A 26,602-nucleotide genomic window follows, 5' to 3' on the forward strand; every position below is an offset into this window, starting at 1 on the left:
CCATGTAAACTACCGCCACAGCCTTCGATACTGTCGAGAACGTAACCGTTATCTGCCGCAACAGAGAAACGGCCCTGCTCCCCGGATTCAATGCTGAGACTCGCCGGCGTAATGCTACCGCCTGAGCTGCTTTGAGCAAGGGCAGTATAAAGAGTCACTGACGGAACAAAACTCGCCGTAACCCGACAATCCGCGCTCATGGCTGCAGTCGTAAATGTGGCTCCATGTAAACTACCGCCACAGCCTTCGATACTGCCGAGAATGTAACCGTTATCTGCCGCAACAGAGAAACGGCCCTGCTCCCCGGATTCAATGCTGAGACTCGCCGGCGTAATGCTACCGCCTGAGCTGCTTTGAGCAAGGGCAGTATAAAGAGTCACTGACGGAACAAAACTCGCCGTAACCCGACAATCCGCGCTCATGGCTGCAGTCGTAAATGTGGCTCCATGTAAACTACCGCCACAGCCTTCGATACTGCCGAGAATGTAACCGTTATCTGCCGCAACAGAGAAACGGCCCTGCTCCCCGGATTCAATGCTGAGACTCGCCGGCGTAATGCTACCGCCTGAGCTGCTTTGAGCAAGGGCAGTATAAAGAGTCACTGACGGAACAAAACTCGCCGTAACCCGACAATCCGCGCTCATGGCTGCAGTCGTAAATGTGGCTCCATGTAAACTACCGCCACAGCCTTCGATACTGTCGAGAACGTAACCGTTATCTGCCGCAACAGAGAAACGGCCCTGCTCCCCGGATTCAATGCTGAGACTCGCCGGCGTAATGCTACCGCCTGAGCTGCTTTGAGCAAGGGCAGTATAAAGAGTCACTGACGGAACAAAACTCGCCGTAACCCGACAATCCGCGCTCATGGCTGCAGTCGTAAATGTGGCTCCATGTAAACTACCGCCACAGCCTTCGATACTGTCGAGAACGTAACCGTTATCTGCCGCAACAGAGAAACGGCCCTGCTCTCCGGATTCAATGCTGAGACTCGCCGGCGTAATGCTACCGCCTGAGCTGCTTTGAGCAAGGGCAGTATAAAGAGTCACTGACGGAACAAAACTCGCCGTAACCCGACAATCCGCGCTCATGGCTGCAGTCGTAAATGTGGCTCCATGTAAACTACCGCCACAGCCTTCGATACTGTCGAGAACGTAACCGTTATCTGCCGCAACAGAGAAACGGCCCTGCTCTCCGGATTCAATGCTGAGACTCGCCGGCGTAATGCTACCGCCTGAGCTGCTTTGAGCAAGGGCAGTATAAAGAGTCACTGACGGAACAAAACTCGCCGTAACCCGACAATCCGCGCTCATGGCTGCAGTCGTAAATGTGGCTCCATGTAAACTACCGCCACAGCCTTCGATACTGCCGAGAATGTAACCGTTATCTGCCGCAACAGAGAAACGGCCCTGCTCCCCGGATTCAATGCTGAGACTCGCCGGCGTAATGCTACCGCCTGAGCTGCTTTGAGCAAGGGCAGTATAAAGAGTCACTGACGGAACAAAACTCGCCGTAACCCGACAATCCGCGCTCATGGCTGCAGTCGTAAATGTGGCTCCATGTAAACTACCGCCACAGCCTTCGATACTGCCGAGAATGTAACCGTTATCTGCCGCAACAGAGAAACGGCCCTGCTCTCCGGATTCAATGCTGAGACTCGCCGGCGTAATGCTACCGCCTGAGCTGCTTTGAGCAAGGGCAGTATAAAGAGTCACTGACGGAACAAAACTCGCCGTAACCCGACAATCCGCGCTCATGGCTGCAGTCGTAAATGTGGCTCCATGTAAACTACCGCCACAGCCTTCGATACTGTCGAGAACGTAACCGTTATCTGCCGCAACAGAGAAACGGCCCTGCTCCCCGGATTCAATGCTGAGACTCGCCGGCGTAATGCTACCGCCTGAGCTGCTTTGAGCAAGGGCGGTATAATAAGGTAATAGGTTGCTATCACCATAGTGAGTTTTCTCCTCCCCACACCCTCCAAGTGCTAAAATCAGCACGATAAAAAACAGAATACTTTTCATTAACCTTATTTTGTCACGTTAAATGCATGACTGGATATTAACTCACCACTTGGCTGAACAATGAATTAAAGATGATAAAATCACAGCGTTGCCGGTTTGCAACATTGGCCAGCACTAATGATAAGACACTGATATTAAGTATTTAAACATAAGTAAGGCTAGCAACTAATTTAACCCCCAAGAAAAGCAACAACAATTAGTCAGAGACCAAACTGGAACTACGGGCACTATAAAACACGACAAAAAAGCTCCGTTAATAGGGATTCCGTTTTAAAAAAACCGTTTAAACCATAATAAATGAAAAGCAGCGACAATTATATCAATAACACGAAACTAGTTTACACCCCATAATAAAGCAAAGCTACTTTCTTATTTTTCATCAGCCCTTTAATTTTAAAAAATAATCTCGATCAATTTCTCCAGATAGACAACTCCTTTTATCGTATGACAAGGTGACACTCGACAGTTAGGAAAGGTGCAAACAAGTCCATGTACAGATCCGGCAATGATAACGACGACAGTTCAAGGGCGTTGTTATCATTGCGCGGATAGCAACTACCCCAAGGTCTTGCTCGGTTTAACGACCAGCACCCCTTGAAGACATGCCCAAGCTCAGCATTTTGTTCATGGCCTTAACTCCGGCTAAGGCTTCGCCAACCTGGGCATTGTAGTCTCGCAGCGTCAGGGTCGGGCTTATCAGTTGTTTGTATCGGTACATCGCGGTTTCCGCAAAATAGCTGTTCCAAATAGTAGATCACAGGAAGGGAACTCAGTCCTGTTTGAGCGATCAGATCTATCGCCAAACAAACCCACCACTCGCCCAAGGACTGAGAATGGCCATCTTAGCACCACTATGCCGCGCTGAGCGCAAGCGCATGCAAAAATTGATTCAAAAAACCAACGATAAGCACTTTGCCAGGCGTCTTATTGCGATGTTGATGTTGCATCAAGGGCAGCCGTTTACCCAAGTTCAGCACACCACTGGCGCGGCCCGCTCCAGCATCGGTCGATGGTTGGGCTGGTACACCCAGTGCGGCATTGAAGGGCTGAAATCAGAGAAACCGGGGCGGCCTGCTGTCTTGCCTATTAACCCGATCTTGCTCTGCCTGTCACTGCTGATCCAGCTTTGTCCGGAAGACTTTGGTTACCAGCGTAGCCGCTGGAGCAGTGAGCTGCTTGCCAAGGTGATTAATGCACAGCTTAAGCTATGCGTCGCTGCATCAACCATTCGCCGTCTGTTACCCGAAGCAGGCATAGTTTGGCGCCGCTCAGCCCCGACATTGCGCATTAAGGACCCATGCAAAGCAGAGAAAATGGCCGCCATAAATCAGGCACTTGAACAGTGCAGTGCTGAGCACCCGGTATTCTATGAAGATGAAGTAGACATCGACCTTAACCCCAAAATCGGTGCGAACTGGATGCCCAAAGGGCAACAAAAACGCGTGGTCACCACAGGTAACAATCGCAAGCACTACTTGGCTGGAGCGCTGCATGCCAAAACAGGAAAAGTGCTTTATGTAAGCAGCGCCAGCAAGGCGGTCGGAGCTGTTTATTGCAGTGCTGGAAAAGCTCAAACGACATTACTGCAAAGCCAAAACTATCACGCTAATTCTGGATAATTACATCATTCACAAGAGCCGTAAAACTCTGGCCTGGCTCAAGAGCAACCCCAAGTTTAGGTTGTTGTTTCAACCGGTATACTCACCGTGGGTCAACAAGATAGAGCGCTTATGGCTGGCACTACATGAAACTGTAACCCGCAATCACAGTTGCCGAAACATGCGGGAACTTCTTGGCAAGGTATGGCATTTTATGGAAACCGTTTCGCCATTTCCTGGCAACAGACACGGCACCGCGAAAATGTAGCAGTATTCGGATCAGCTATTTAGCGACCTTTTACCGTAGTCATGTTGCTGCTTTCAGTCTGATAGAATGCCTGCTTTGAGCGCATCCACAGCCTCATTGCGAATATGTCCTTTGGACCAGTAACCCGCATTCGACCTAGGCGGTATCACTGCTTTTATCCCTTTATTGTTAAGCAGCTTATGGCAGGCTCTGGTGTCATAAGCGCCATCGGCAGAGACTTGCTCGATGACACTTTCAAGACTGACCTCTGCCGCAATAATCGCATGAGTTAGGGCATCGACTGCCAAATGCAGCTTACGCCAGACGCGGCGTTTTTCTTTGACATGCTTACGGATTTCCCATTCGCCTTCGCCAAAGATTTTCAAGCCTGTGGCATCGATAACGACATGGGCAATCGGGCTATGACTCGGCGCTCGGTAGGCAATTTTGACGGTTTTAGCCCGCTTGCTGAGGCAGCTATAGTCCGGTGAGATTAAGAGAATATCCATCAGCTTAAACAAGGAATTAATGAACCCTTCAGTGGCGCGCAGCGACAAAACAAAAACGCTTTTCAGCATCAAAGCGACTTCAATCACTTGGTCTGTAAATATAAAACCGCCCTCCCGACTACCATGATGCTGATGGCAAAACCAGCCTTTAATGGCTGCGTCATCCATCCAAAAAGTCAATGAGCCGCGATTGCGTAAACTCTGGTTGTATACTCAGGGCAGTTGATGATTTTGTGCTTGGCTTTGTCCATGATTATGACTCTGTCAGTCTGTGCTGAAAGATCTGATCATCGCTGGCTGAAATGTTTCAAAAGGATTTAGTCAACAACGCCCAGTTCAAGGCATTCAACTGAAGGCATTGTGAAGAATAACGCAGATATGGTGTTGATAAAAAAGCCCTGTAAGGTGTGGCTTACAGCGGTATCTGCTGCGTTATAGTTCTTTCTTACGAAGTACTAAGGCCATTTTCAAGAATTAACTGCGCCTGCATCTATCCCTTGTAAACTCACGCTGAGCAAGCACGGGGCTTATTCGCACCTTCCTTAGACTTAACAATGCCTTTTATTTTTCGTGCCATAGCAAACTGTCATCAATCCAGTATTTATTTGGTTTTCCCCCTTCCCATGTAGGAAGGTATCCCAAACCCGACATGGCTTTATGTTATTTTAGCTTAATTGTCAGCATTTTAGTTTCGTGATTAGATAATTCATGAGACTTTGTAGCTGAGTTCCTCCAGCTACCTGCTAAAAAGGGACTCACCTCCTAGTGTTAACTTTTTGCCCCAAACTCTCTCCGTTGGGGCTTTTTTTTATTGCACTCTAAAAGCGGCGTGGTGATTCACTTTGATACAAAAAAGCCCCAGTAGTAGATGATGAAGAGTTAAGCTTGTGGAAAATGCCCCTCTTTGATCATATTTTTTGTCAGCTCTATGCATAAATCTTTAAACCATTGTATTAGAGGCTCTTTGTGTACTTTTGCATGCCAATATATCATGCTATCAATAGATGGTATTTCTGGTAAAGCCAAATGTAAAAGACTATCGCTATGTTTCAAAAAACGCTCAGGTAAAAATGCCAAGTGCCTGTTGGCCTTAAGAGATTGTAGTAAAACCAAATTTGATGAGCAACTAAAGCTACATTTTCGAGTGAGTCCTAACTCCTGAGCCAATAAATCAATTTCCTGCTCAATCAAATTGGACCCGCTGAAGCGAGCATGCTCCCAATGGAACACATCCTGTATTGAGGGATTAGCTAGTTTAGCTAAAGGATGGTTCTGACTGAAAAATACTAGATAATTCTCGCTTACAGTACGTCGACCATGGATATTAGGAGGCGGAACATCCACTCCTCCTACAGCGAGGTCTAATTTGCCAGACTCTAACATAGAAAATATATTCGATGTTTTATTGACAAATTCTAACTCAACATTAGGAGCATCAACGATTAACTGTTCCAGCAGTCTTGGGATTAAAGTTTCTGCAACATCATCCAACAATCCTAGACTTATTTTTCCTTTAGCTTCTTCAGGGAAAAATGGCTTCTTTTGTAATAATTGGCTAGATAACAGCAACCACTGTTCTAGTGGCTGATGTAGTTTAAGAGCCTTGTCTGTGGCAATAATTCCTAGCCCTTGTTTAATGAATAATGGCTCTCCAAATAATGTCTGTATTTTTTTCACTTTCTGGCTCATCGTAGGTTGCGACAATCCGAGCCGCTCAGCACTACGTGAGACACTCTGCTCTTCAATTAAGACCACGAGACACACGAGCAGATTGAGATCACAACTACGGATACGAGCAATGTCAGCCTGACTTAACATATTTAAAGCTCCCTAGATAACAGACTGGATTTTATCAGTGAAGTCAGTTCATTTCTAAAATACTGATGCAGTTCTCTTTGTCTTGGACGGTCTACCCAGCATAAGTGCAAATCGAGGTATTGGGGTTCACCGAACCAGACCAACCTCTGCCGAATCACTTCCGGTAATACCAGAACTGCATGACGAGGCAAAAAGGTGGCAGTCCCGGCCTGACGCAAACCATTGACAAGCACACTTAACGATTCAGATTTTAACAAAAAACCTTGATTAGCTTTACCCATAGCCTGCAAGGTTTGCAACTGTTTCAGCTGGCCGTACTCCTGAAACTGATAGCTGATTAGTCGCTTTGGACCAGATTTGTTATCTAGTGTGACATATTGCCAACAAGCTTTTCCGATGCTGGTATGCTGAACCCCCTTGGGGAAGGTTTCATAAAACCCAGCGACCAGATCTAACCTATCTCGAAGCAACAGCTGAAAACACTCTTTATGCTGGGATTGATACTCTAGCTTCAACCCAGGCGATAGCTTAGCAAAGTGTTTAATAAGATTAGGAATAAGTAGCTGAGCTGCGACATCATTCATGGCAAAGCGTATCTCATCCTGAACCTTTGTAGGATCGAAGTTCTGGTCTCCCAACAACGCTGAAGCCATTGTCAGGCAGTTCTGAAGCTCTGACATTATCGCTTCAGCCTTACTGGACAAAGTCATACCGTTGTAACTTTTGATCAACAACGGGTCCTCAAACTGCACTCTTAAGCGATTCAATGCTTGGCTCATTGCTGCCTGAGACATCCCCATTACCTGGGCAGCTCTAGAAACATTGGCATACTCTAAAAGCATAAACAGCGTAAGAAGTAAGTTAAGGTTACTGCTCCTAAGTATCTCAAGGTTTTTCTCAGAAAGGCTCATCGGGTCTCTCAACGGTATGATCCAACGAATACTAGTTTATCGTAAAATCGGACGCCTTGAATCATTCTTGCTATTTATTCTGGAAACCTTTCACACGGGTTATATCTTAGGTGGCTGACGGATTCATTAGACCACTACATACAATGCCCAGGTTGGCGAAGCCTTAGCCGGAGTTAAGGCAATGAACAAAATACTGAGCTTGGGTATGCCTTCAAGGGTCGCTGGTCGTTAAGCCGAGCAAGGCCTTGGGGCAGTTGCTATCCGCGCAATGATTTGATCGACAATTCCCCTTGGCTGCCTCAACGACACCTTTTATTTGCGCTAACTTCAGTGCTTCAGCCCAAAATTGAGCGGTATAGGACTTGCATTTGTTCTTTGATGCCATAGTTCACCGAATAAAGCAATTTTACTCACTTAGCACAGTGTCCAAAATTACTGGTACGGATCAAATTGCTTTGCATGGTAGGGAATTTTGTGGAAACCATTCCGCCATGTCCTGGTAACGGACACGGCACCACGAAAATGTAGCAATAATCGGATCTGGTATTTAGGCATACAGGCTATAGGTATTGGGTATCTAGCCAGTGTGCAACATCTGGATGGAATAGCCGTGGTCAACTAGCTGTTAAACCGTATTAACTCTTCAGTGGAGCGTTAACCGCTCATAAGCACCTCACTTTTTCCGTTATTTTATCTAATCGAATCGTGTCTAGGAAATCGGCGATAATTCAATTCAAAAATCTATCTTATATTGTTAATAGCAAGCAGCAAAGTCGTTTTCAGAATGAGTTAGCGAAGTTCCACTGCCAACACCAAAACCCAATAAAGCATTATAAAACAACGCCCTACACAAGGGTATTTACGTTGATTATGATCATTATAACAGGTGTGTTATTCACATGTTTTTATAAAGAGATAAAATGTTTTCAACGTGTTGGGCTGGGTAGCTAATGGTTGGCCCCGAAGGTGGAGCCAATACTCTAATAACAACCAATTACCATGAATAATGATAAATAATTACAAATAACAGTTTAGTGCAATTGTTTTTGCTAATATTACATTAAATAACATCACATGATATTTCACCTTGATTGTTTTCTGCCAACTTTATGACTTAAAAATAACTATTTCTGGAGGTTTATGTGACTAATAGCTTTTGTCAGACTTTTCATTGTGGAGTTTGTGATGGCGCTAGTAATTGCGGGCTTCGTGATAACAATGTTAAATATGAGTTTTCTAAGTCAAGGGAGGCTCTAGAGACCGCAGAGTTAACTATGCCAGAAGAGAATAAAAAAGTTGTTTGTAGTAACTTTGTGGCAAGAGCTCTTTGCCTTATGCTGAACAATAAAGGTACTGTTTTAGAAAAGGATATAATGTGTGACTTTATTTGGCAAGGTAGGATTGTTGGGGAAAATAGTTTGCCAGTTTTAATAAATGAAATTCGCAAAATACTTAAAGTCACTAGAAGTAAATTTATGATCGTGACTATTCGTGGTGTTGGGTATATGTGTGTGGAGGGCTAAAAATGGATACTATAATTAAAAGTTGCAAGTATTTAAACTCCCCGTTATCTAGCGATATTATTTTCATAAACAAAAACATCAAAGATAAAGGTGAAATATGCTATAAACTTCAAGAGGTGCATGATAGCAAAGGTAAGATAGTAGGTTATGAGATCCTAACCGATAGTGTATTGACATCCGGCATTAGGTTTTTCAGTTGCGATGACGTTTTGGAGCTTATTTATATTAAGGCAGTTCACACGTCCGAGTTGAAATTCATGCTTGGAAAGACTTTGTATGTTAATATAGAAAACTATGAGCTTTGTAATTTTCATATATTAAAGAAAATAGTTGAGCTCAATTTGGTACTAGATGCATGTGGCATTAAATTGGTCATAGAGTTGACAGAGAGAGACCATTGTTTTCCATGTAAAAACTTTGGCTTAGGTCTGAAGTACCTATATGAAAATCGTATTTCATTAGCTGCAGATGATTATAACATGTTTAAAAGTGATTATAGAAACAAGTTTTTAAATTATCACTTTGACTTTGTTAAACTCGAAGTTCCAAGTTTAAGTTCAGGTTTTTTGGATGATTTTATTGAAAGCTCAAAGCTCATGTCTAGTTGTTTTAAATTTGTAGTTTTTGAAAGAATTGAAAAGAAAGAGCAGTTGGATTTGATTTTAGAACTAAGGTTAAGCAATGCGCTTTTTCAAGGCTTTTATTTTCGTTCAGCTTTTGTAAAGCTTAGCCGGAAATAATGAAATGGACGCTCCTATCCTAAATAGTCACAGTACTAATTTGAGTAGGAGTCCGTCATGGAAAACATTACTGTTGTTGGGATTGACCTAGCGAAAAATATCTTTCAAATCCATGCCGTTAATGGCTACGGTGTGGTGGTGATTAAGAGGGCGCTTAAACGGGTCTCTGTTTTGAAGTTTTTTGCCAATTTACCGCCTTGTCTTATCGGAATGGAAGCTTGTGCCAGCGCTCATTTTTGGGCAAGAGAGCTTACCAAGCAAGGTCATACAGTAAAACTGATGGCTCCTCAGTTCGTTAAACCCTATGTAAAAAGCAACAAGAACGATGTGAATGATGCTGAAGGGATTTGTGAAGCTGTTTCGCGCCCGAACATGCGTTTTGTTGCACTGAAATCAGAAGAACAGCAGGCTCTATTGCTGGTACATCGAGAGCGGGACGGGATTATTAAAGAGCGTACCGCCTTAATTAACCGTATTAGAGCAACCCTGGCTGAGTTTGGTATTGTTGTGGCGGTAGGCCCGAGAAAGTTATCTGCATGGTTTGCGCAGGAACTTCAAACACAAGAGACCCTGCCGGAAGCGCTGCTAAGGCATATCCATCGAATGAAGGCACGGCTAAACCAACTCGAAACAGATTTGGCTCTCTATGACAGAGAGATTGACATGGCGAGTAGGGATAATGAGCAGTGTAGAAGGCTTGAGCAAGTACCTGGGATCGGCAGACTTACCGCTTCAGCCCTGGTCGCCACGGTTGGCTCAGGTCATGAGTTTAAATCTGGAAGGCAACTTTCAGCTTGGTTAGGGTTAGTACCAAAGCAATGTTCAAGTGGCGGTAAAACACGGCTATTGGGTATCAGCAAACGTGGAGATGGTTATCTGAGACGACTATTTATCCATGGAGCACGTGCAGTGTTACGACATATGAATCCAGACAGGCGGGTCACTGAATGGTTGAGATCATTAAGCGGCAGAGCGCATAAAAATGTGGTGATAGTGGCCTTAGCCAACAAACTTGCGCGGATAGCCTGGTCGTTATTGGCTAACCGCACGGATTACCGTGAGGATTTTGCTCACATTGTAAATTAATCAGATGCAACGTTTTGCGCAGGCAAGTTAACTGAAGACAGACAGGTTGCACCGTGGCTTACAGAGACTGTTCCTAACATCGTACAAATAAGTACGTCCAAATGATTAGTCGTAAGCCAGCGGAATTCATCAGGGATCGAGGCTTGTTCCTCACAAAATCCGAATAGATGGCTGCAAAACCTACAGTTCTTTAGGCTCAATCTGCTTGCACAATTGGGAGCGTCCATAGATGTTAGGAGGATTTCGAGAAATGCTAAGCTTTGAAATGCCCCTACTAAATAGCTGATCCGAATACTGCTACATTTTCACGGTGCCGCGTCCGTAACCAGAAAATGGCGAAACGGTTTCCATAAAATGCCATACTATGCAAAACAGTTCCCGCATGTTACTGCAAGCGTGATTGCGGGTTACCGTTTTATGCCGTGCGGAGGGTGTTCAAAATTCTGTGTCACGTTAAAAATCACAGATCGATATGAGCATCCAGTCGTCCTTCAAAATGGATGGACAACTGAGACAGCGTTAAATTCCAGTTTTGGATCGGGTGTGACCACCGCTCCTGAGCTTTCAATATACCGGCGTAGAGCAGTTTGAGTAAACTGTTCTCGTTGGCAAAGCCCCCCTTGGTTTTCGTCAGTTTACGAAACTGACGATGTACTGCCTCAACCGCGTTTGTGGTGTAGATAGCCTTACGCACGTATTCCGGGTACTTAAAATAGGTCGATAACAGCGCCCACTTGTTGCGCTAGGACTTGATGACCACTGGATATTTGTCGCCCCATTTGGCTTCCAGCTCGTCCAGCGCTATCTCAGCGGCATTGAGGGTTGTGGCTTTATAGACACACTTTAAATCCGCCATAAACGCCTTCTGGTTTTTAGACGCTATGTACTTCATTTAGTTACGAATTTGGTGAATGATGCATGATTACACCTCTGTATGCGGGTAAATAGTTTCAATGGCTTCTGGGAAGCCTTTAAGGCCATCGACACAGGCAATCAGGATGTCTTTAATACCGCGATTATGAAGATCGGTCAGTATGCTCAGCCACTGATGTGCGCCTTCAGTGTGAGAGATATACAGGCCCAACAGCTCCTTTTTGCCTTCCACATTGAGTGCCAGTATCGTGTACACAGCTTTGCTGACAAAGCGGCCATTCTCTTTGATTTTATAGTGGATAGCATCTAGCCAGAGGATGGGATACAGGGCTTCTAAATCACGTTTGCGCCAAGCCTGAAGCTCAGGGAGTAACTTGTAGGTAATGGCGCTGATGGTGCCATTGGGGACCTCAATGCCATATAAATCGGCGATATGGGCACGGATGTCCTGATAGCTGGTTCCCAGTGAAAATAGCGCAATGATTTTCCGCTCCATCTCATCGGTAAGATAGGTCTGATTCTTTTTGACAATCTGAGGCTCGAAGGTGCCATCTCGGTCACGGGGAGTGTGCAGCTCAAAGCTACCGGTAGCGGTTTTCAGTGTCTTACTGGTCTTGCCGTTTCTGCGATTACCAGGCTGCTTATCTTCAAGATGTTGGTCGAGCTCAACATTGAGTGCCGCTTCAGTGAGCTGTTTAATGAGCGGGGTGAGAATGCCATCTTTGCCGGTCAGGTCTTTACCTGCACGCAGTGCTTCAATGGCGGCTTCCATGTCGAATGTAGGTTTGGTCATTTGAATATCCTTTTTGGTGTATATTATTCAAATGACACAGATTTATGAACACTACCGCCGTGGACCCACGAGCATTCTATCTTGTTGACTCACGGCGAGTATACCGGTTGAAACAGTAATCTGAATTTTTGGGGAGAGGTCAATCAAATCGTCATCCGCGAAAATGGTTCAAAAGGATTTAGTCAATAACGCCGTTTACAGGATATGATCACGGCGGGAACTGAAGGTTCAACCATTTAGGCAACAACGCCTCACCGTAGACTACGAGATCCGATACCAAGAACGGCTGGAAAGTGTCTGGTTTATTGCTTGCGATTCAGAGAAACAATCAGCATAAATTTTACATTAGTTAAACAACATATTGATTAACACTAAATGTAATTTTAGCTGCATTTAGTCACTTGATATTGCAGGATAATCAAGTTTTACACCAAATAATCAGACAGAGTCTCTACGATGTGGCATTATCCATCTTGAAGGAACTAGGGTTTGAGATCCCTTTCAAGTCCACCATCACAAACCCTTTTTCCTTCACCCTGAATATCTAGTGGTAGAGCGTGTTAAAAACGTTCTATTTCCGACGGAAAGCCAAAACAGAGAACAAGTCCGCAGCCGCTGCTAGAGCAGTCATTCATTAGCGTGTTCCTCACAAGTGCCCTGGTAATTTTTGACACTTCTCCAAGTAATTTTACTAGCTTAGCACTGTGTCTAAAATTACTGGTGCAGGTCGCACCTCTTTCCATTAAGTATGTAATTCAGATTTGATTGCAACCCATTTCTTGCTTAATAATTTCACGCATAAAAAAGACCAATGCACACAAATACGTGGCATTGGCCAAAGGGTGTCAAATGAAAAAGGCCTCGAACTTAATTAAGCCTTAATAATTTGCTATATCCACTTCTTATTCTAGTCCTTTTTTTTAGTTTTGCACCGTTATTTATTGTTAATCAACATTAATAATAAAAATATCAAGAATAAGCTATTGACGCCTTACAGACACTAATAGCTGAATAATTATTTTCATAGTTTACTTTTTGTAGAGAGCATATATCCGCAACATCTTACTGTAACTATCTGATAATCAGTCCCATAAAAAATACCTCGAACTAAGTGCATCAGAACTGGAATACTTCCTTCTGCTACGCATCGCTCTTTCCATACAAATCCAATAAAAAACTCCTTTGATATAACCACATCAACATTATGCATCATAAGACAGACTGCTCTAAATACGTGCGCACTGCATATAGCTATTTTGTTTTGACTTTCAAAATATAAAACTGCCTTTTCCACGTGCTGCAAATTATCGATTTTGAATTTATAAGATACGTATTCCATTTTAAAACCACCACCTTGCTTTACACAAGAAGGACAGTGAAAGTGTTTACAGCCACAGTCATTCATTTTTTATCCCATACTGCATACAAATCAAATGTAGAATATGATCAAGTAGGGCAGAGAGATCTATCTTCTGAGTATCATTTTGTAGCAGCATCAGATCTGTATATTTGGTTTCACCATTGCTACATATACTGACGTCCAAAAAGCAATTTTGGACGTCATACCGAGTTGTCGACTAATTCCTTTTGAACCATTTTCGCGGATGACGTTTTGATCTTTAAATCATGACGGACAGGGCGAAATCATGGGCAAAGCCAAGCACAAAATCATTAACTGGCCTGAGTACAACCAGAGTTTACGCAATCGCGGCTCATTGACCTTTTAGATGGAGACGTAGCCATTAAAGGCTGGTTATGCCATCAGTGGCGATTCAAGCATCATGGTGGTCGGGGGCGCGGTTTTCAGTTTACTGACCAGGCGATTGAAGTCGCTCTGATGCTGAAAAGCGTTTTTGGCTTGTCGTTGCGCGCCACAGAAGGGTTCATTAATTCCTTGTTTAAGCTGATGGATATTCCCTTACCTCACCGGACTATAGCAGCCTCAGCAAGCGGGCTAAAACCGTCAAAATTGCCTACCAAACGCCGAGTCATGGCCCGATTGCCCATGTCGTTATCGATACCACTGGCTTGAAAAGCTTTGGCGAAGGCGAATGGAAAATCCGTAAGCATGGTAAAGAAAAACGCCGCGTCTGGCGTAAGCTGCATTTGGCAGTCGATGCCCAAACCCATGCGATTATTGCGGCTGAGGTCAGTCTTGAAAGTGTCGGCAACAACGAAGTGATGGGCACCTTACTCAATCCGCTGCGTCGTCGCATCGAGCAAGTCTCTGCCGATGGCGCCTATGACACCAAAGCCTGCCACAAGCTGCTTAAAAATAAAGGGATAAAAGCAGTGATACCGCCGAGGCCGAATGCGGGTTACTGGCCTGAAGGGCATATTCGCAATGAGGCTGTGGATGCGCTCAAAGCAGGGAGTCTATCAGACTGGAAGCAGCAACATCACTACGGTAAAAGGTCGCTAGCGGAAACCGCGATGTACCGATACAAACAACTGATAAGCCCGACCCTGACGCTGCGAGACTATAATGCCCAGGTTGGCGAAGCCTTAGCCGGAGTTAAGGCCATGAATAAAATGCTGAGCTTGGGCATGCCTTCAAGGGGCGCAGGTCGTTAAACCGAGCAAGACCTTGGGGCAGTTGCTATCCGCGCAATGATTTGATCAACAACGCCCAGTACATCGTTAGTTTCGTAAAATGACGAAAACCAAGAGGGTGCTTTGCCAACGAGAACAGTTTACTCAAACTGCTCTACACCGGTATATTGAAAGCTCAGGAGCGGTGGTCACACCCTATCCAAAACTATAATTTAACGCTATCTCAGCTGGCCATCCATTGTGAACTATTCTGAGCTGTGTTTACCGCTCAGAAGCACCTCTCTTGTTAGTAGTTTTATCTAACCTAGAGGTGTCTAGTAAATCAGTGAAAATTCACTTCATGTAAATACATACTTATTTATGGAACTTCAGCCACATCCACATAAAAGGTCCCATAATATTGACCAGAAGCTTTATCTAGCCTTCTGAATGGAACACCTTCGACTGTTATGTCAAACCTTTTACAGACACCACCGTCAGGAGCTTGAGAATTGGGATACCGAGAAAAATCAATTGGCACAGAATAACCACGACAGAATGCATAGCCAGGATCTCCGCAGTTATGAGGAAGATCAGTTGTAGCATGATCTACTCTTCCCAAAGTTAACGACTTCACTCGATACATAAGACTAAACCTGTCAGGTTGACCTTCAAGTGCAGCGGTGTTGGTCAATACAAACTGGTCAGGCATTCCGCCTCTTATTAAAGCCGGATCTGGTGATACAATTGTCAAGGACACATTGGAATAATCCGTAGTTTGTAAACAAAAGTCTAAACCGCCCTTTCCAAACTCAAGATCTTCACCGTATCGACTGAAAAATAACGGAAGAGTATTCCCCTGTAAAGCATAGAGAGATGTTGGGCTAACACTCGAACCTGACCTATTGATTCTAAAGGTGAAATTAAATGAAAAGTTAACAATCACTTGATGTGAATGCCACGACATCGTTGTGGTCGAAAAACTAGCCGAATATACGCCATTAGGAACATCTTTAAAACTATCTGGTTCAATAGTTATTATATATTGCCTTGATACTGCGACATCATGAATGTCATAGCCTGCATTATTACATCTAAAACGCCTACCCGCTCTCTGTTGGCAAAATAAGTTTACTACATATACTTTTGACGAATCATTAACATCAACAATCGGTATTTTTAGTACTTGTTTTTCTGTAGACCAATCGAAATCCCCCCAAAACGGTCTCTCGGGATTAGACCCATGGATCAAATATTGTGGATTGATAACTGAAGATAATAACCCATTGGTTCTTTCACATTGAGTAGCAATTAAAGGGTTCCGCTCATCCTCGGGTCCGCACATTACTTTAACATCTACTATATACTCGAATGAAGGTGAGTTTTCTTCTATATTATAAGTTCCCCCAAGATTAACAGTGCTTGCGCGGTAAACCGTTTGAGCAAATACATCACCTCCTGCAGCTAAGAAAAATATCAACACTGCAGATAACAAAACCATTCTGTGCATATCCCTGCCTCTGGTAAAAATCTCGTGATTCAACAGTAATCATACAGTATAGCGGCCTCCGCACCTCCAGCAAATCAATGCTGATAATTGGGCATTATATTAACTCACGCATCATTAAATAAATTAAAGGTTTTTTTTGCGAGCACACACGGCTCCAGTTATAGGCGTTGTTATCATTGCGCGGATAGCAACTGCCCCAAGGTCTTGCTCGGTTTAACGACCTGCGCCCCTTGAAGGCATGCCCAAGCTCAGCATTTTATTCATGGCCTTAACTCCGGCTAAGGCTTCGCCAACCTGGGCATTATAGTCTCGCAGCGTCAGGGTCGGGCTTATCAGTTGTTTGTATCGGTACATCGCGGTTTCCGCTAGCGACCTTTTACCGTAGTGATGTTGCTGCTTCCAGTCTGATAGACTCCCTGCTTTGAGCGCATCCACAGCCTCATTGCGAATATGCCCTTCAGGCCAGTAACCCGCATTCGGCCTCGGCGGTATCACTGCTTTTATCCCTTTATTGTTAAGCAGCTTGTGGCAGGCTTTGGTGTCATAGGCGCCATCGGCAGAGACTTGCTCGATGCGACGACGCAGCGGATTGAGTAAGGTGCCCATCACTTCGTTGTCGCCGACACTTTCAAGACTGACCTCAGCCGCAATAATCGCATGAGTTTGGGCATCGACTGCCAAATGCAGCTTACGCCAGACGCGGCGCTTTTCTTTGCCATGCTTACGGATTTTCCATTCGCCTTCGCCAAAGATTTTCAAGCCAGTGGCATCGATAACGACATGGGCAATCGGGCCATGACTCGACGCTCGGTAGGCAATTTCCACGGTTTTAGCCCGCTTGCTGAGACAGCTATAGTCCGGTGAGGCTAAGGGAACATCCATCAGCTTAAACAAGGAATTAATGAATCCTTCAGTGGCGCGCAACGATAAGCCAAAAACGCTTTTCAGCATCAGAGCGACTTCAATCGCCTGGTCAGTAAACTGAAAACCGCGCCCCCGACCACCATGATGCTGATGACATAACCAGCCTTTAATGGCTGCGTCATCCATCCAAAAAGTCAATGAGCCGCGATTGCGTAAACTCTGGTTGTATACTCAGGGCAGTTGATGATTTTGTGCTTGGCTTTGTCCATGATTAAGACTCTGTCAGTCTGTGCTGAAAGATCTGATCACCGCTGGCTGAAATGGTTCAAAAAGGATTTACTCAACAACGCGGCGTTGTTGATCAAATCATTGCGCGGATAGCAACTGCCCCAAGGTCTTGCTCGGTTTAACGACCTGCGCCCCTTGAAGGCATGCCCAAGCTCAGCATTTTGTTCATGGCCTTAACTCCGGCTAAGGCTTCGCCAACTTGGGCATTGTAGCCTCGCAGTGTCAGGGTCGGGCTTATCAGTTGTTTGTATCGGTACATCGCGGTTTCCGCTAGCGACCTTTTTCCGTAGTCATGTAGCTGCTTCCAGTCTGATAGACTGCCTGCTTTGAGCGCATCCACAGCCTCATTGCGAATATGCCCTTGGGACCAGTAACCCGCATTCGACCTCGGCGGTATCACTGCTTTTATCCCTTTATTGTTAAGCAGCTTATGGCAGGCTTTGGTGTCATAGGCGCCATCGGCAGAGACTTGCTCGATGCGACGACGCAGCGGATTGAGTAAGGTGCCCATCACTTCGTTGTCGCCGACACTTTCAAGACTGACCTCAGCCGCAATAATCGCATGAGTTTGGGCATCGACTGCCAAATGCAGCTTACGCCAGACGCGGCGCTTTTCTTTGCCATGCTTACGGATTTTCCATTCGCCTTCGCCAAAGATTTTCAAGCCAGTGGCATCGATAACGACATGGGCAATCGGGCCATGACTCGACGCTCGGTAGGCAATTTCCACGGTTTTAGCCCGCTTGCTGAGACAGCTATAGTCCGGTGAGGCTAAGGGAACATCCATCAGCTTAAACAAGGAATTAATGAATCCTTCAGTGGCGCGCAACGATAAGCCAAAAACGCTTTTCAGCATCAGAGCGACTTCAATCGCCTGGTCAGTAAACTGAAAACCGCGCCCCCGACCACCATGATGCTGATGACATAACCAGCCTTTAATGGCTGCGTCATCCATCCAAAAGGTCAATGAGCCGCGATTGCGTAAACTCTGGTTGTACTCAGGCCAGTTGATGATTTTGTGCTTAGCTTTGCCCATGATGTCGCTCTGTCAGTCTGTGCTGAAAGATCTGATCACCGCGGGCTGAAATGGTTCAAAAGGATTTAGTCAACAACGCCCAACAACGCCGTACTTTAGGCAAAAATAAGTACCCTTAAGTGCGGCAACAAGTTGGTCACAACAACTAAGAGCGACTACGTCCCCCCTCACCATCACCTTGTTATTACAAGCATTATAATTCTTTATTTAATTTTACTTGGTTAAAGCCTCGTTTCGACTAATTATTGGAACGTTCCAACTTGACTCATCTAAAGCCAGATGTAGCCAAAAAGCTCAGACTAAAGCGTTACCTTGTGTAACTTTGCAATCAAAGACTGGAACGTTCCAATTGGGTTCACCTGAAGCTAGGTGTGGCCAAAAAGCTTAGACCAAACTGTTACCTTTTGTGACTTTGCAATCAAAAACTGGAACGTTCCAATTAGCTAAAAAAGGATTTACTATGAAAACCAAATATTGCTTATTAATAACTGTGTTAATGTTTGTAACCATCAGTGCGGAAGCATTTAGCAAGAAAATCACTATCTATGCGAAAATCCCCTGCACTATAAAAACTTCAACAATTGAATACAATAGGGAGGCTAGCAACAACATTAGACTAAAAGTCGCTTCTAATAGTGATAATGATATTTTGGTTACTTACAGTGGATGGCAAAAAAGAATACCACTTAAAAGTAATAATGAATATGAAGCAACGATAATTTCAGGAGATTCTGATTCGATATTAAGGAAAAATAGACATATGGACATATCTGTTATTCCTTAGGTACACTCTAAAAATTTTGGCAAAGATTAGAAATGGAATAGCCGACCATTAATCTGGCCGGCTATTACAAATACTCTACTCTGTAGGAAAGATTTCTTTTCCGCTATCATTTTTGAAGCTATAGTCCTTTTTGTCACAGCCTTCAAGTATGTTAATTTCCATGTTCGGATATATGCGAAACTCTGGATTTTTATGGCTACTACAACTGGTCTCCACATGTAATCTAACATTACCTTCGTTTCGGAAAGTGTTATTATCAAAACCTAGTTTATAGATATAGCTCTTCGGAAGAACTCTCACTAACACACCGTAAGAAACCTTAACTGTAACATCTCTATCAAAGCCACCACCGGGGATAAACCTTACTCTATATAGTTTCTCCACATTAACATCATCTACTGGCATTATTATCCGAATAGCCTCTGACTCACCAGGCTCAAGTCTAAACCTACTTGGGAATACTGAAAAATTAAGTTGTTGAGAGTTTGAAACAGGAGTTTCTTTTTGTAATGGAGTACCTGGATTTAGGATTTCATAGAACTTAACACTAACATACTCTTCAACCTTGGAGTCATTAGTTACAGTAATATTGTTAAGTACGACCTCCTCTGCTTGGCCATAAAGCTCCATTGGAGTTACGCTTATAGCACTACTTTTGAAGGGAGTCAAAATCATTAAAGTGCTACAAACAATACCAATGAAATATTTATAACTCAAAAAACACTTACTCAATCTCATTGCAGTCCACCTCTTTCAAAACGTAATATATACCTTTATAAGATTCAACATCTGAAAATTTACATCTTAAGCTTTGCCCATTTACAACAGAGTTAAAATACTTATCATCCAAAAATCTATCATTGCTACAAGTAAATTCGAATGCAGAACTACTCTTATAGTTCATGTTACAGCCGTCTATTTCAAATTCTTCCGAATCTATTCCATTATATTCAAAACTGACTAATATCTTCCTGATATAGGAGAAGTCTACAGTTTTTACATCCCCTTTAAAGATATTGATAGACTTTTCATTAGCATAAATAGCACTTAACCCTTGCAAATCATCCCCACGCCCTTTCTGCGTAGTTATATTGTATCGACCAGGATCTAGCGGAACAAATTTCGTCCTACCTGAGGTAACCTCATAACGAGATATCCCTCGCCCGCCCTCAAATGAAACCTCTAACTGCGTTCCATCTGGTATATGCCTGGCATCGATTATTGCGCCTGTGTCCGACGAAAAAGATTTGACAGATCTTAACGAATAAGATTTATCATTAACAGCAGCTATAAATTCATGTGACACATTAGCTCTAACATTATTACCGGCATAGAAACCATTCATATATATTGAACCATAGTCTCCATAAACACTTCCTGAGGCACTAGCGTTATAGTCCTTATTGTTAAAACTAGAAGAGGAAAAACCCGCCCTTGCGTTTATATTTTTGCGCCCATCATTAAATCCATATCCGATAGAATGAGAGGAACTGTTTCCTATAACTGAGTTAGTAAAACTATTATCACTACTAACGGAGTGCTTACCAAAAAAATAACTAACATTTATGCCAACTGATAAATCTTTAGTTCTACTATCTTCATTAACAGCACCCTTAAATTTCAAAAGCGAATCTTCGTATGATACATAAGAGTTTAATACAAAGCCACGTTTAGACCATGACTTATTTAATGTAAACCGATTACTTTGATTATCAAAACTATGCCAAGATTCAGACATTAGCTTTCTAAAGGAATAGTTAAAATTCGCACCAAACGGCAAGGATAAGGAAAGGGCAAGATTTCCATCCTTACTACAATTCCTGTTTAAGTATAAAGATTCAACAGTACAGTCATCGTTACTTATATCATAGTATGAACCATAAGTTGTAACCCTACTGAAGGGTTTCCACATAAATCTTGAACCAAACGCTTTTTCTCCGTTAGATGCATACGCTCCGAAAACTGATAAGTTCGAGTTTGTGTTAGAAATGCCATATTCTGCTTCTATGGAGAAGTCATTGGTATAAGTATAGTAGTTCGCTCCTACTGTGAAATTGCCAATATCCTCTGAAATGTAAGTACCTCTCATACCGACAAGAATTGTTGAGTCTAAATTAATATCTGATTCACCGACAAACAGCTTAAAATATCCACCAGATTGTGCTGGGCTAGTATTAGTGGCTTTGAAGTAATCAATATTCTCAACCTCAATGGTACCATCTACAAACTCCTTCTCGATACGCAAATTATTATTACCGCTATTAAGTAGTCTATCATCAAGCTTGTTAAAGCCTGGAAGCAGCTGTGTTTTATTCACAAACACGCCATTAGAGTACACCGTGGCATATGCGTAATCCTTAGAATACACCTGAAAACCATCACCAGATGTATTTACAATATAATCATGATCAAACAAGCTCATGTTATATACCTGTAAACCGCTAAATTTAGACTGCCTAACAAAATTTGGGGTTTGAATAGTTCCCAAAGGATCATTTAGTCCTATGTTTGAGGAACTACTAACAACAGCTTGAATCGAGTTCTCAAATGGTTTGAAGTAGTATGAGAAATTATCTAGTTCAAAACCATTAGCCCCTTCTAGTCTATACTCAGCATTCACCATCCCAAACTTTGACTTGTAAGAGTCCTTACCTTTCAAAAACAGCTGATACTCATCATTGCTATCAAGATCAAAACTTAGATGTTGCCAATGTGTCACTCCTGTCTCTAACCCGTAGGAATAGTTTATTTCCCTAGCCTTATCTTCAACCATAAGGGAAATGATTCCATTTGAAATTGTAACACCGGTAAGAAGGTCACCATCAAAATTTAAAGTTTTGTTTACGCTAAGACCTTCAGAAAGAACTGACGCCACCATTTTAAGTTGTGATTCATTTAAATCGACGTAACCAGACAAATCAGGCACGGATTTAAAGGTTAGAATGTTATCCTGACTCAAAAAAGCGTAAACAACAAGCCCATTACGACCATTAACATACATATGATAAGGCTCGAACTTGTCAACATCACTTTCTTCAAACCAATCAGGAGCAATAACTGAATAAGACTCAGGTTTTATATCTTTTTCATTACTATTTATCGAGACTTCTTTAGTCGCTTTACTTTTTTCATTCCCATTTAAATAAACAGTTTCATTCTCTACATTATTTTTAGATTCCCTATATTGTTTTAATTTATCCTTTCGAATTTGATTATCCTTTAGTATTAGGTTTGGATATAGAGCTTGCAAATTCCTTCGATGTTGCTCTTCATTCTTTGAAGGAGAAGAAGTTAAAGAACATCTCATTATAGAATAGTAAGTTCTATGACTACCAATACACTGCTCATAAATTGATAGGTCCATAATATCCAAAACTAACCCCCTTAAAATAAAAAAAGCGCGCCTCAGCGCGCTATCATTTCTAATACACTTTAGACTTAAGGCGCCAAAGAGAAGTCAAAAGTAAAGGTACCACTATAGTTACCACTTTCGAGGTTACCGACATTTGCACTCTCAATTGAGAAGTTAACATCTTTAAAGCCAGTAATAGCCTGCTGAGCATCTACTTCATACAAAGACGTTTTTACAAGCGTCACTGGGGTATCTTTTGCCAGTGCAGTCCCACCTACTTTGAATGAAAGCGGAATAGACTTATTTTTAACTGTGTCAGTAAGAACTGGAGTACTCTGCAAAGTTACGACCACATCCTTATAATCGTTCGCATGAAACTGAAGTACCAAGTCCTTTTTCTCCAGAGCATCTCCAGCAGTGTTAGCTGCCATGACAATTGGAGAAGACCATGCGCCAGTAAGATCTACAACTGACAACGACGTATCCACAGACGCACGCACTTGAACAACCTGAGTCGCTGCGTGAGCACTGATCATACCACCACCGATTACGAGTGCAGCACCAAGACCCAATAATGACTTTTTGTTCATCAACATATACTAATTTCCCCTTTTGGATAATTTCAATTTTTTGAGTAAAGGCTTGCTGAATCTAACAACTCATGTCAAATAACAGCACTTAACGCCTTAGTCGCAAACAGAATAGCAAACACTAAAAATTAATCCAATTATAAACCATAACAATTCATTAAATGACATAAAGCATCGCATTAATTGAAATGAAATATAGCGAAACTCTATGGTTCTTGAGCAACATCAATATAGAAAGATCCGTAGTATTGTCCTGAAGCTTTATCTAACCTCCTGAATGGTATAGTTTCCACTGTTATGTCAAATCTTTTGCACGAACCTCCATCTGGAGCTAAGGTGTCGGGAAACTGGGACAAATCTATTTGAACCAAAAATCCACGACAAAATGCAAAACTCTGGTCACCACAGTTTGAAGGAAGGTTTGTGGATGCATGGTCTACCTTCCCTAGGGATAAGGACTTCACTCGATATATAAGACTAAAGCGATCCGCGTCTCCATCTAATGCCGAGACGTTAGTTAGTACAAATTGATCGGGCTTTAATTGAACGTTCAATGCAGGATCTGGAGAGACAATAGTTAGTGATACATTTGCATAATCCGTTGTTTGAAGGCAAAAATCCAACCCACCCTTACCAAATTCAGTATCTTCACCATATCTAGAGAAAAATAGTGGCAAAGTGTTTCCCTGAAGTGCGTAAAGTGTAGTTATATCAGCTATTGAGCCAGGGTTGTTTACTCTAAATGTAAAGTTGAACGAAAAATTTACAACTGCAAGACCAGTACGCCATGACATTGTTGTTGTAGAGAAACTAGCCGAATAGACACCATCCGGTACACTTTCAAAATTCTTCGGATCGATTGTTATGATGTACTTTCTAGATTCTTCGGGACTATTACTGTCATGACCTGCGTTATTACACCTATAAAAACTCCCCGCTCTTTGCTGGCAAAATATGCTTACCATATAAATCTCAGATGGGTTGTTAACATTTACTATAGGTATTTTCAACTCTTGTTTGAGGGTGTCTGGACCTCCATAAAATGGTCTTTGGGGGTTTGAACCATGAATCAAGTATTGAGGGCTAATGACAGAAGACAATAGCCCTCCAGTGTTCTGACACTCTGGCCCAATAACTGGATGAGCTTCATCTTCAACACTACATATCACGTCCACATCATCGACATTAAACGTGAACGCACTTGCACTAGGCTCTATGTCAAAAGTTCCACCAAAACTCACTGTACTCGCCCGGTAAACCGTTTGAGCATAAACAACTGAAGAGTTAATAAGAAATAAAAAACTCAAAATAAAAAGCGTAAATATAGAAAATCTACAAAGCGAATTAAACTTTTTAAGCATTGAACAATCCCCGCCACCAAAATTTCAATCAGGCATCATAGCGAGACAGCAAGGCATATCCAGTTATTTTTCATTATGCGTCATTAATCTTGATTATAGATACTGACCCAGCAGTAGAGAATAGGATAACAAATGTATTTACGATATCCGTATTACTTACTTTAAACATTTTAACTTGCTTTATAAAAAAGCAAATTCACCAACAATCAACTTAAACAGCATTAAACATATTATAAAAATGTTATTTGCAATATTATTTAAAATTAGTCACTTGCATAGAAAATTTGGGTGTATTACTTTGTGTGTGGCAGTGGTCGTATAGCAAAGCTAAAAATTGTTACCGAGCTAGAAACACAAACATCATTTTGTGTAAAGGAGTTAGCTGTTTCCGCTTACTTAATTGTAATTGATAAAATTTCAGCATGACAGACGATGTTGAACACTAGAGCTAAAAGGAAAAATAAATACGAGATAGGAGGTGTAGAATGGCATACTACTTTTATATAAATGCAAATGATGACCACAAAATCCATACCTACCATTGCAAGTTTTTCTCTCCCGAACTAGATCACCTTTTTCTAGGGGTTTTCGATGATTGCGATTTGGCTCTTATTGAAGCCAAGAAGTACTATCCGCAGTCAAAAGTTTGCAATTACTGCAATAAATCATTTCATGATTAATAGAATTCATTTAGAAGAGTTATGGGCGTTGTTGATAAAATCGTTGTACGTATCGCAACTACCCCAAGGGCTTGCCTGGTTTGACTACCAGCGCCCCGTAAAGGCATGACCAAGCTCAGCATTTTGTTCATCGCCTTAACTCCGGCTAAGGCTTCGCCAACCTGGCATTGTAGTCTTGCAGCGTCAGGGACGGGCTAATCAGTTGTTTGTATCGGTACATCGCGGTTTCCGCTAGCGACCTTTTTCCATAGTCATGTTGCTGCTTCCAGTCTGAAAGACTGCCTACTTTGAGCGCATCCACAGCCTCATTGCGAATATGCCCTTTGGACCAGTAACCCGCATTCGACCTAGGCGGTATCACTGCTTTTATCCCTTTATTGTTAAGCAGCTTGTGGCAGGCTTTGGTGTCATAGGCGCCATCGGCAGAGACTTGCTCGATGCTGCGGATTGAGTGAGGTGCCCATCACTTCGTTGTCACCAACACTTTCAAAACTGACCTTGACCTTTCCCCGAGATTAGTACCAATCGCTTGATGAGATTTTCCAGCTTATGCTGCCTGCTTGGCATACTCAACAGGCGGCATGTAGTCCAGTGAGCTATGTGGGCGAACTTGGTTGTAGTGTTCGCGCCATAGCTCGATTTCGTATCTGGCTTCGTCCAAGGTTCTGAACCAGTGCTGGTTCAGACATTCGTTCCGGAATTTGCCATTCAGGCTCTCCACAAAGGCATTTTGCGTCGGCTTTCCTGGCTGAATAAAGCTCAGTGTGACGCCCGTTTCCTTACTCCAGAAGAACATTGCCTTGCTCTTCCATCAACTGGTTCAGGGATCTGGCGACCTGCCTGCCACTGATGGCTACAGAGACTAATTGACCGACCATTTCCCGCGAATAATCATCCATAACATTCAGAACCCGAAAGCGTCGACCATTGCTGAGTTGGTCTGACACAAAGTCCATAGACCAGCGTTGATTCGGTGCTGTCGGCACCTCTACAGGCTGCCTTGGCCGAGTTAGCTTCTTGCGCTTCTTCGTTCTGACCTGCAAGCCTTCCTCTGTGTAGAGCCGATAGGTTCGTTTGCGGTTTTTGACCCAACCTTCGCCTTTGAGCAAACCATGCAGCATCAAATACCCATAGCGAGGATATTGCGTCGCCAGCGCCTTCAGCCGCTGTCTGAGCCCGTTGTCAGCCTTTGCCCTGGGCTGATAGCGAAATGCGGTCCGGCTCAACCCAGCCAGCTTGCAGGCCACACGCTCACTAAGACTGAAACCTTCAATAAAGTGTTGAGCAACAGGCTTTTTTGCCGCTGGCGCTACCACTTTTTTGACAGCACATCCTTCATGGCTTCGGCTTCTAACATCTTGTCGGCCAGCATCTTTTTGAGCTTGCTGTTCTCGGCTTCCAGCTCTCTCAGCTGCTTAGCCTCATTCACTTCCAACCCTGCGTACTTACTGCGCCAGTTAATGGGATGGACTACCTCCTCCCGCTG

The 26,602-nt window shown here is 43.2% G+C and carries 13 protein-coding genes and 11 pseudogenes; 7 read left to right on the forward strand and 17 right to left on the reverse strand.

The window, feature by feature from the left end:
* Positions 1-2: 2 nt before the first annotated feature.
* A pseudogene (locus STH12_RS21820) lies at positions 3-2,021 on the reverse strand (InlB B-repeat-containing protein); the annotation flags it as partial.
* A 577-nt stretch (positions 2,022-2,598) separates the two neighbouring features.
* Positions 2,599-2,751 (reverse strand): annotated as a pseudogene (locus STH12_RS12190) (IS5/IS1182 family transposase); the annotation flags it as partial.
* A 103-nt stretch (positions 2,752-2,854) separates the two neighbouring features.
* Here STH12_RS12190 and STH12_RS12195 point away from each other — a divergent pair.
* Positions 2,855-3,887: pseudogene (locus STH12_RS12195) on the forward strand (IS630 family transposase).
* Between the two features lie 62 nt (positions 3,888-3,949).
* On the opposite strand, the pseudogene STH12_RS12200 reads toward STH12_RS12195, so the two are convergent.
* The 3 genes and pseudogenes from STH12_RS12200 to STH12_RS12210 all read right to left on the reverse strand — a co-directional run.
* A pseudogene (locus tag STH12_RS12200) lies at positions 3,950-4,626 on the reverse strand (IS5 family transposase); the annotation flags it as partial.
* A gap of 628 nt (positions 4,627-5,254) precedes the next feature.
* The gene (locus STH12_RS12205; protein ID WP_126167793.1) at positions 5,255-6,193 is read right to left on the reverse strand and encodes a LysR family transcriptional regulator; all 939 of its coding nucleotides are present in this window, start codon (positions 6,191-6,193) and stop codon (positions 5,255-5,257) included.
* Between the two features lie 2 nt (positions 6,194-6,195).
* Positions 6,196-7,104 (reverse strand): LysR family transcriptional regulator, encoded by a 909-nt coding sequence (locus tag STH12_RS12210; protein WP_126167794.1) that lies wholly within the window; start codon positions 7,102-7,104, stop codon positions 6,196-6,198.
* Between the two features lie 1,142 nt (positions 7,105-8,246).
* Between STH12_RS12210 and STH12_RS12215 the strand changes: the two genes are divergently transcribed.
* The 3 genes from STH12_RS12215 to STH12_RS12225 are packed head-to-tail and all read left to right on the forward strand — an operon-like array spanning position 8,247 to position 10,453.
* Positions 8,247-8,627: a winged helix-turn-helix domain-containing protein gene (locus STH12_RS12215; protein ID WP_126167795.1), complete on the forward strand. Its 381-nt coding sequence runs from the start codon at positions 8,247-8,249 to the stop codon at positions 8,625-8,627.
* A gap of 2 nt (positions 8,628-8,629) precedes the next feature.
* A complete protein-coding gene (locus tag STH12_RS12220) occupies positions 8,630-9,367 on the forward strand; it encodes an EAL domain-containing protein (RefSeq protein WP_126167796.1) in 738 nt (245 codons plus the stop codon).
* 57 nt (positions 9,368-9,424) lie between these two features.
* On the forward strand, positions 9,425-10,453 hold the full coding sequence (locus STH12_RS12225; RefSeq protein ID WP_126167797.1) for an IS110 family RNA-guided transposase: 1,029 nt from the start codon (positions 9,425-9,427) through the stop codon (positions 10,451-10,453).
* A gap of 297 nt (positions 10,454-10,750) precedes the next feature.
* On the opposite strand, the pseudogene STH12_RS12230 reads toward STH12_RS12225, so the two are convergent.
* The 3 genes and pseudogenes from STH12_RS12230 to STH12_RS12240 form a co-directional block, all read right to left on the reverse strand.
* A pseudogene (locus tag STH12_RS12230) lies at positions 10,751-10,879 on the reverse strand (IS630 family transposase); the annotation flags it as partial.
* Between the two features lie 34 nt (positions 10,880-10,913).
* A pseudogene (locus STH12_RS12235) lies at positions 10,914-12,119 on the reverse strand (IS256 family transposase).
* A gap of 1,021 nt (positions 12,120-13,140) precedes the next feature.
* The gene (locus STH12_RS12240) at positions 13,141-13,524 is read right to left on the reverse strand and encodes a hypothetical protein (RefSeq protein WP_126167798.1); all 384 of its coding nucleotides are present in this window, start codon (positions 13,522-13,524) and stop codon (positions 13,141-13,143) included.
* 241 nt (positions 13,525-13,765) lie between these two features.
* Here STH12_RS12240 and STH12_RS12245 point away from each other — a divergent pair.
* Together STH12_RS12245 and STH12_RS12250 are read left to right on the forward strand one after the other, a co-directional pair.
* A pseudogene (locus STH12_RS12245) lies at positions 13,766-14,693 on the forward strand (IS5 family transposase).
* Between the two features lie 70 nt (positions 14,694-14,763).
* Positions 14,764-14,926, forward strand: a pseudogene (locus STH12_RS12250) (IS256 family transposase); the annotation flags it as partial.
* Positions 14,927-15,030: 104 nt separating this feature from the next.
* Here the strand turns inward: STH12_RS12250 and STH12_RS12255 are convergent.
* From STH12_RS12255 to STH12_RS12265, 3 genes and pseudogenes are all read right to left on the reverse strand, one after another.
* Positions 15,031-16,161: a hypothetical protein gene (locus tag STH12_RS12255; RefSeq protein ID WP_126167799.1), complete on the reverse strand. Its 1,131-nt coding sequence runs from the start codon at positions 16,159-16,161 to the stop codon at positions 15,031-15,033.
* Positions 16,162-16,374: 213 nt separating this feature from the next.
* A pseudogene (locus STH12_RS12260) lies at positions 16,375-17,294 on the reverse strand (IS5 family transposase).
* A 137-nt stretch (positions 17,295-17,431) separates the two neighbouring features.
* Positions 17,432-18,349 carry an IS5 family transposase gene (locus STH12_RS12265; RefSeq protein WP_126167800.1) on the reverse strand — a complete coding sequence of 306 codons (918 nt, stop codon included), beginning with the start codon at positions 18,347-18,349 and terminating at the stop codon, positions 17,432-17,434.
* 460 nt (positions 18,350-18,809) lie between these two features.
* Between STH12_RS12265 and STH12_RS12270 the strand changes: the two genes are divergently transcribed.
* On the forward strand, positions 18,810-19,133 hold the full coding sequence (locus STH12_RS12270; protein ID WP_126167801.1) for a hypothetical protein: 324 nt from the start codon (positions 18,810-18,812) through the stop codon (positions 19,131-19,133).
* Between the two features lie 75 nt (positions 19,134-19,208).
* Here STH12_RS12270 and STH12_RS12275 read toward each other — a convergent pair whose 3' ends face one another.
* The 6 genes and pseudogenes from STH12_RS12275 to STH12_RS12300 all read right to left on the reverse strand — a co-directional run.
* Complete coding sequence (locus STH12_RS12275; protein WP_126167802.1) at positions 19,209-19,871, reverse strand: hypothetical protein; 663 nt, start codon at positions 19,869-19,871, stop codon at positions 19,209-19,211.
* The gene (locus STH12_RS12280) at positions 19,858-22,506 is read right to left on the reverse strand and encodes a fimbria/pilus outer membrane usher protein (protein ID WP_126167803.1); all 2,649 of its coding nucleotides are present in this window, start codon (positions 22,504-22,506) and stop codon (positions 19,858-19,860) included. Before STH12_RS12280 ends, STH12_RS12275 begins: the two co-directional genes overlap by 14 nt.
* Positions 22,507-22,571: 65 nt before the next feature.
* Positions 22,572-23,081: a CS1 type fimbrial major subunit gene (locus tag STH12_RS12285; protein ID WP_126167804.1), complete on the reverse strand. Its 510-nt coding sequence runs from the start codon at positions 23,079-23,081 to the stop codon at positions 22,572-22,574.
* A 200-nt stretch (positions 23,082-23,281) separates the two neighbouring features.
* Positions 23,282-24,436 (reverse strand): hypothetical protein, encoded by a 1,155-nt coding sequence (locus tag STH12_RS12290; RefSeq protein ID WP_126167805.1) that lies wholly within the window; start codon positions 24,434-24,436, stop codon positions 23,282-23,284.
* 676 nt (positions 24,437-25,112) lie between these two features.
* Positions 25,113-25,616 (reverse strand): annotated as a pseudogene (locus STH12_RS21645) (transposase); the annotation flags it as partial.
* A 47-nt stretch (positions 25,617-25,663) separates the two neighbouring features.
* Positions 25,664-26,575: pseudogene (locus tag STH12_RS12300) on the reverse strand (IS3 family transposase); the annotation flags it as partial.
* Positions 26,576-26,602 lie beyond the last annotated feature (27 nt).

Origin of the sequence: Shewanella khirikhana, from assembly GCF_003957745.1 — a bacterium.
In the GTDB taxonomy this organism is placed as follows: domain Bacteria; phylum Pseudomonadota; class Gammaproteobacteria; order Enterobacterales; family Shewanellaceae; genus Shewanella; species Shewanella khirikhana.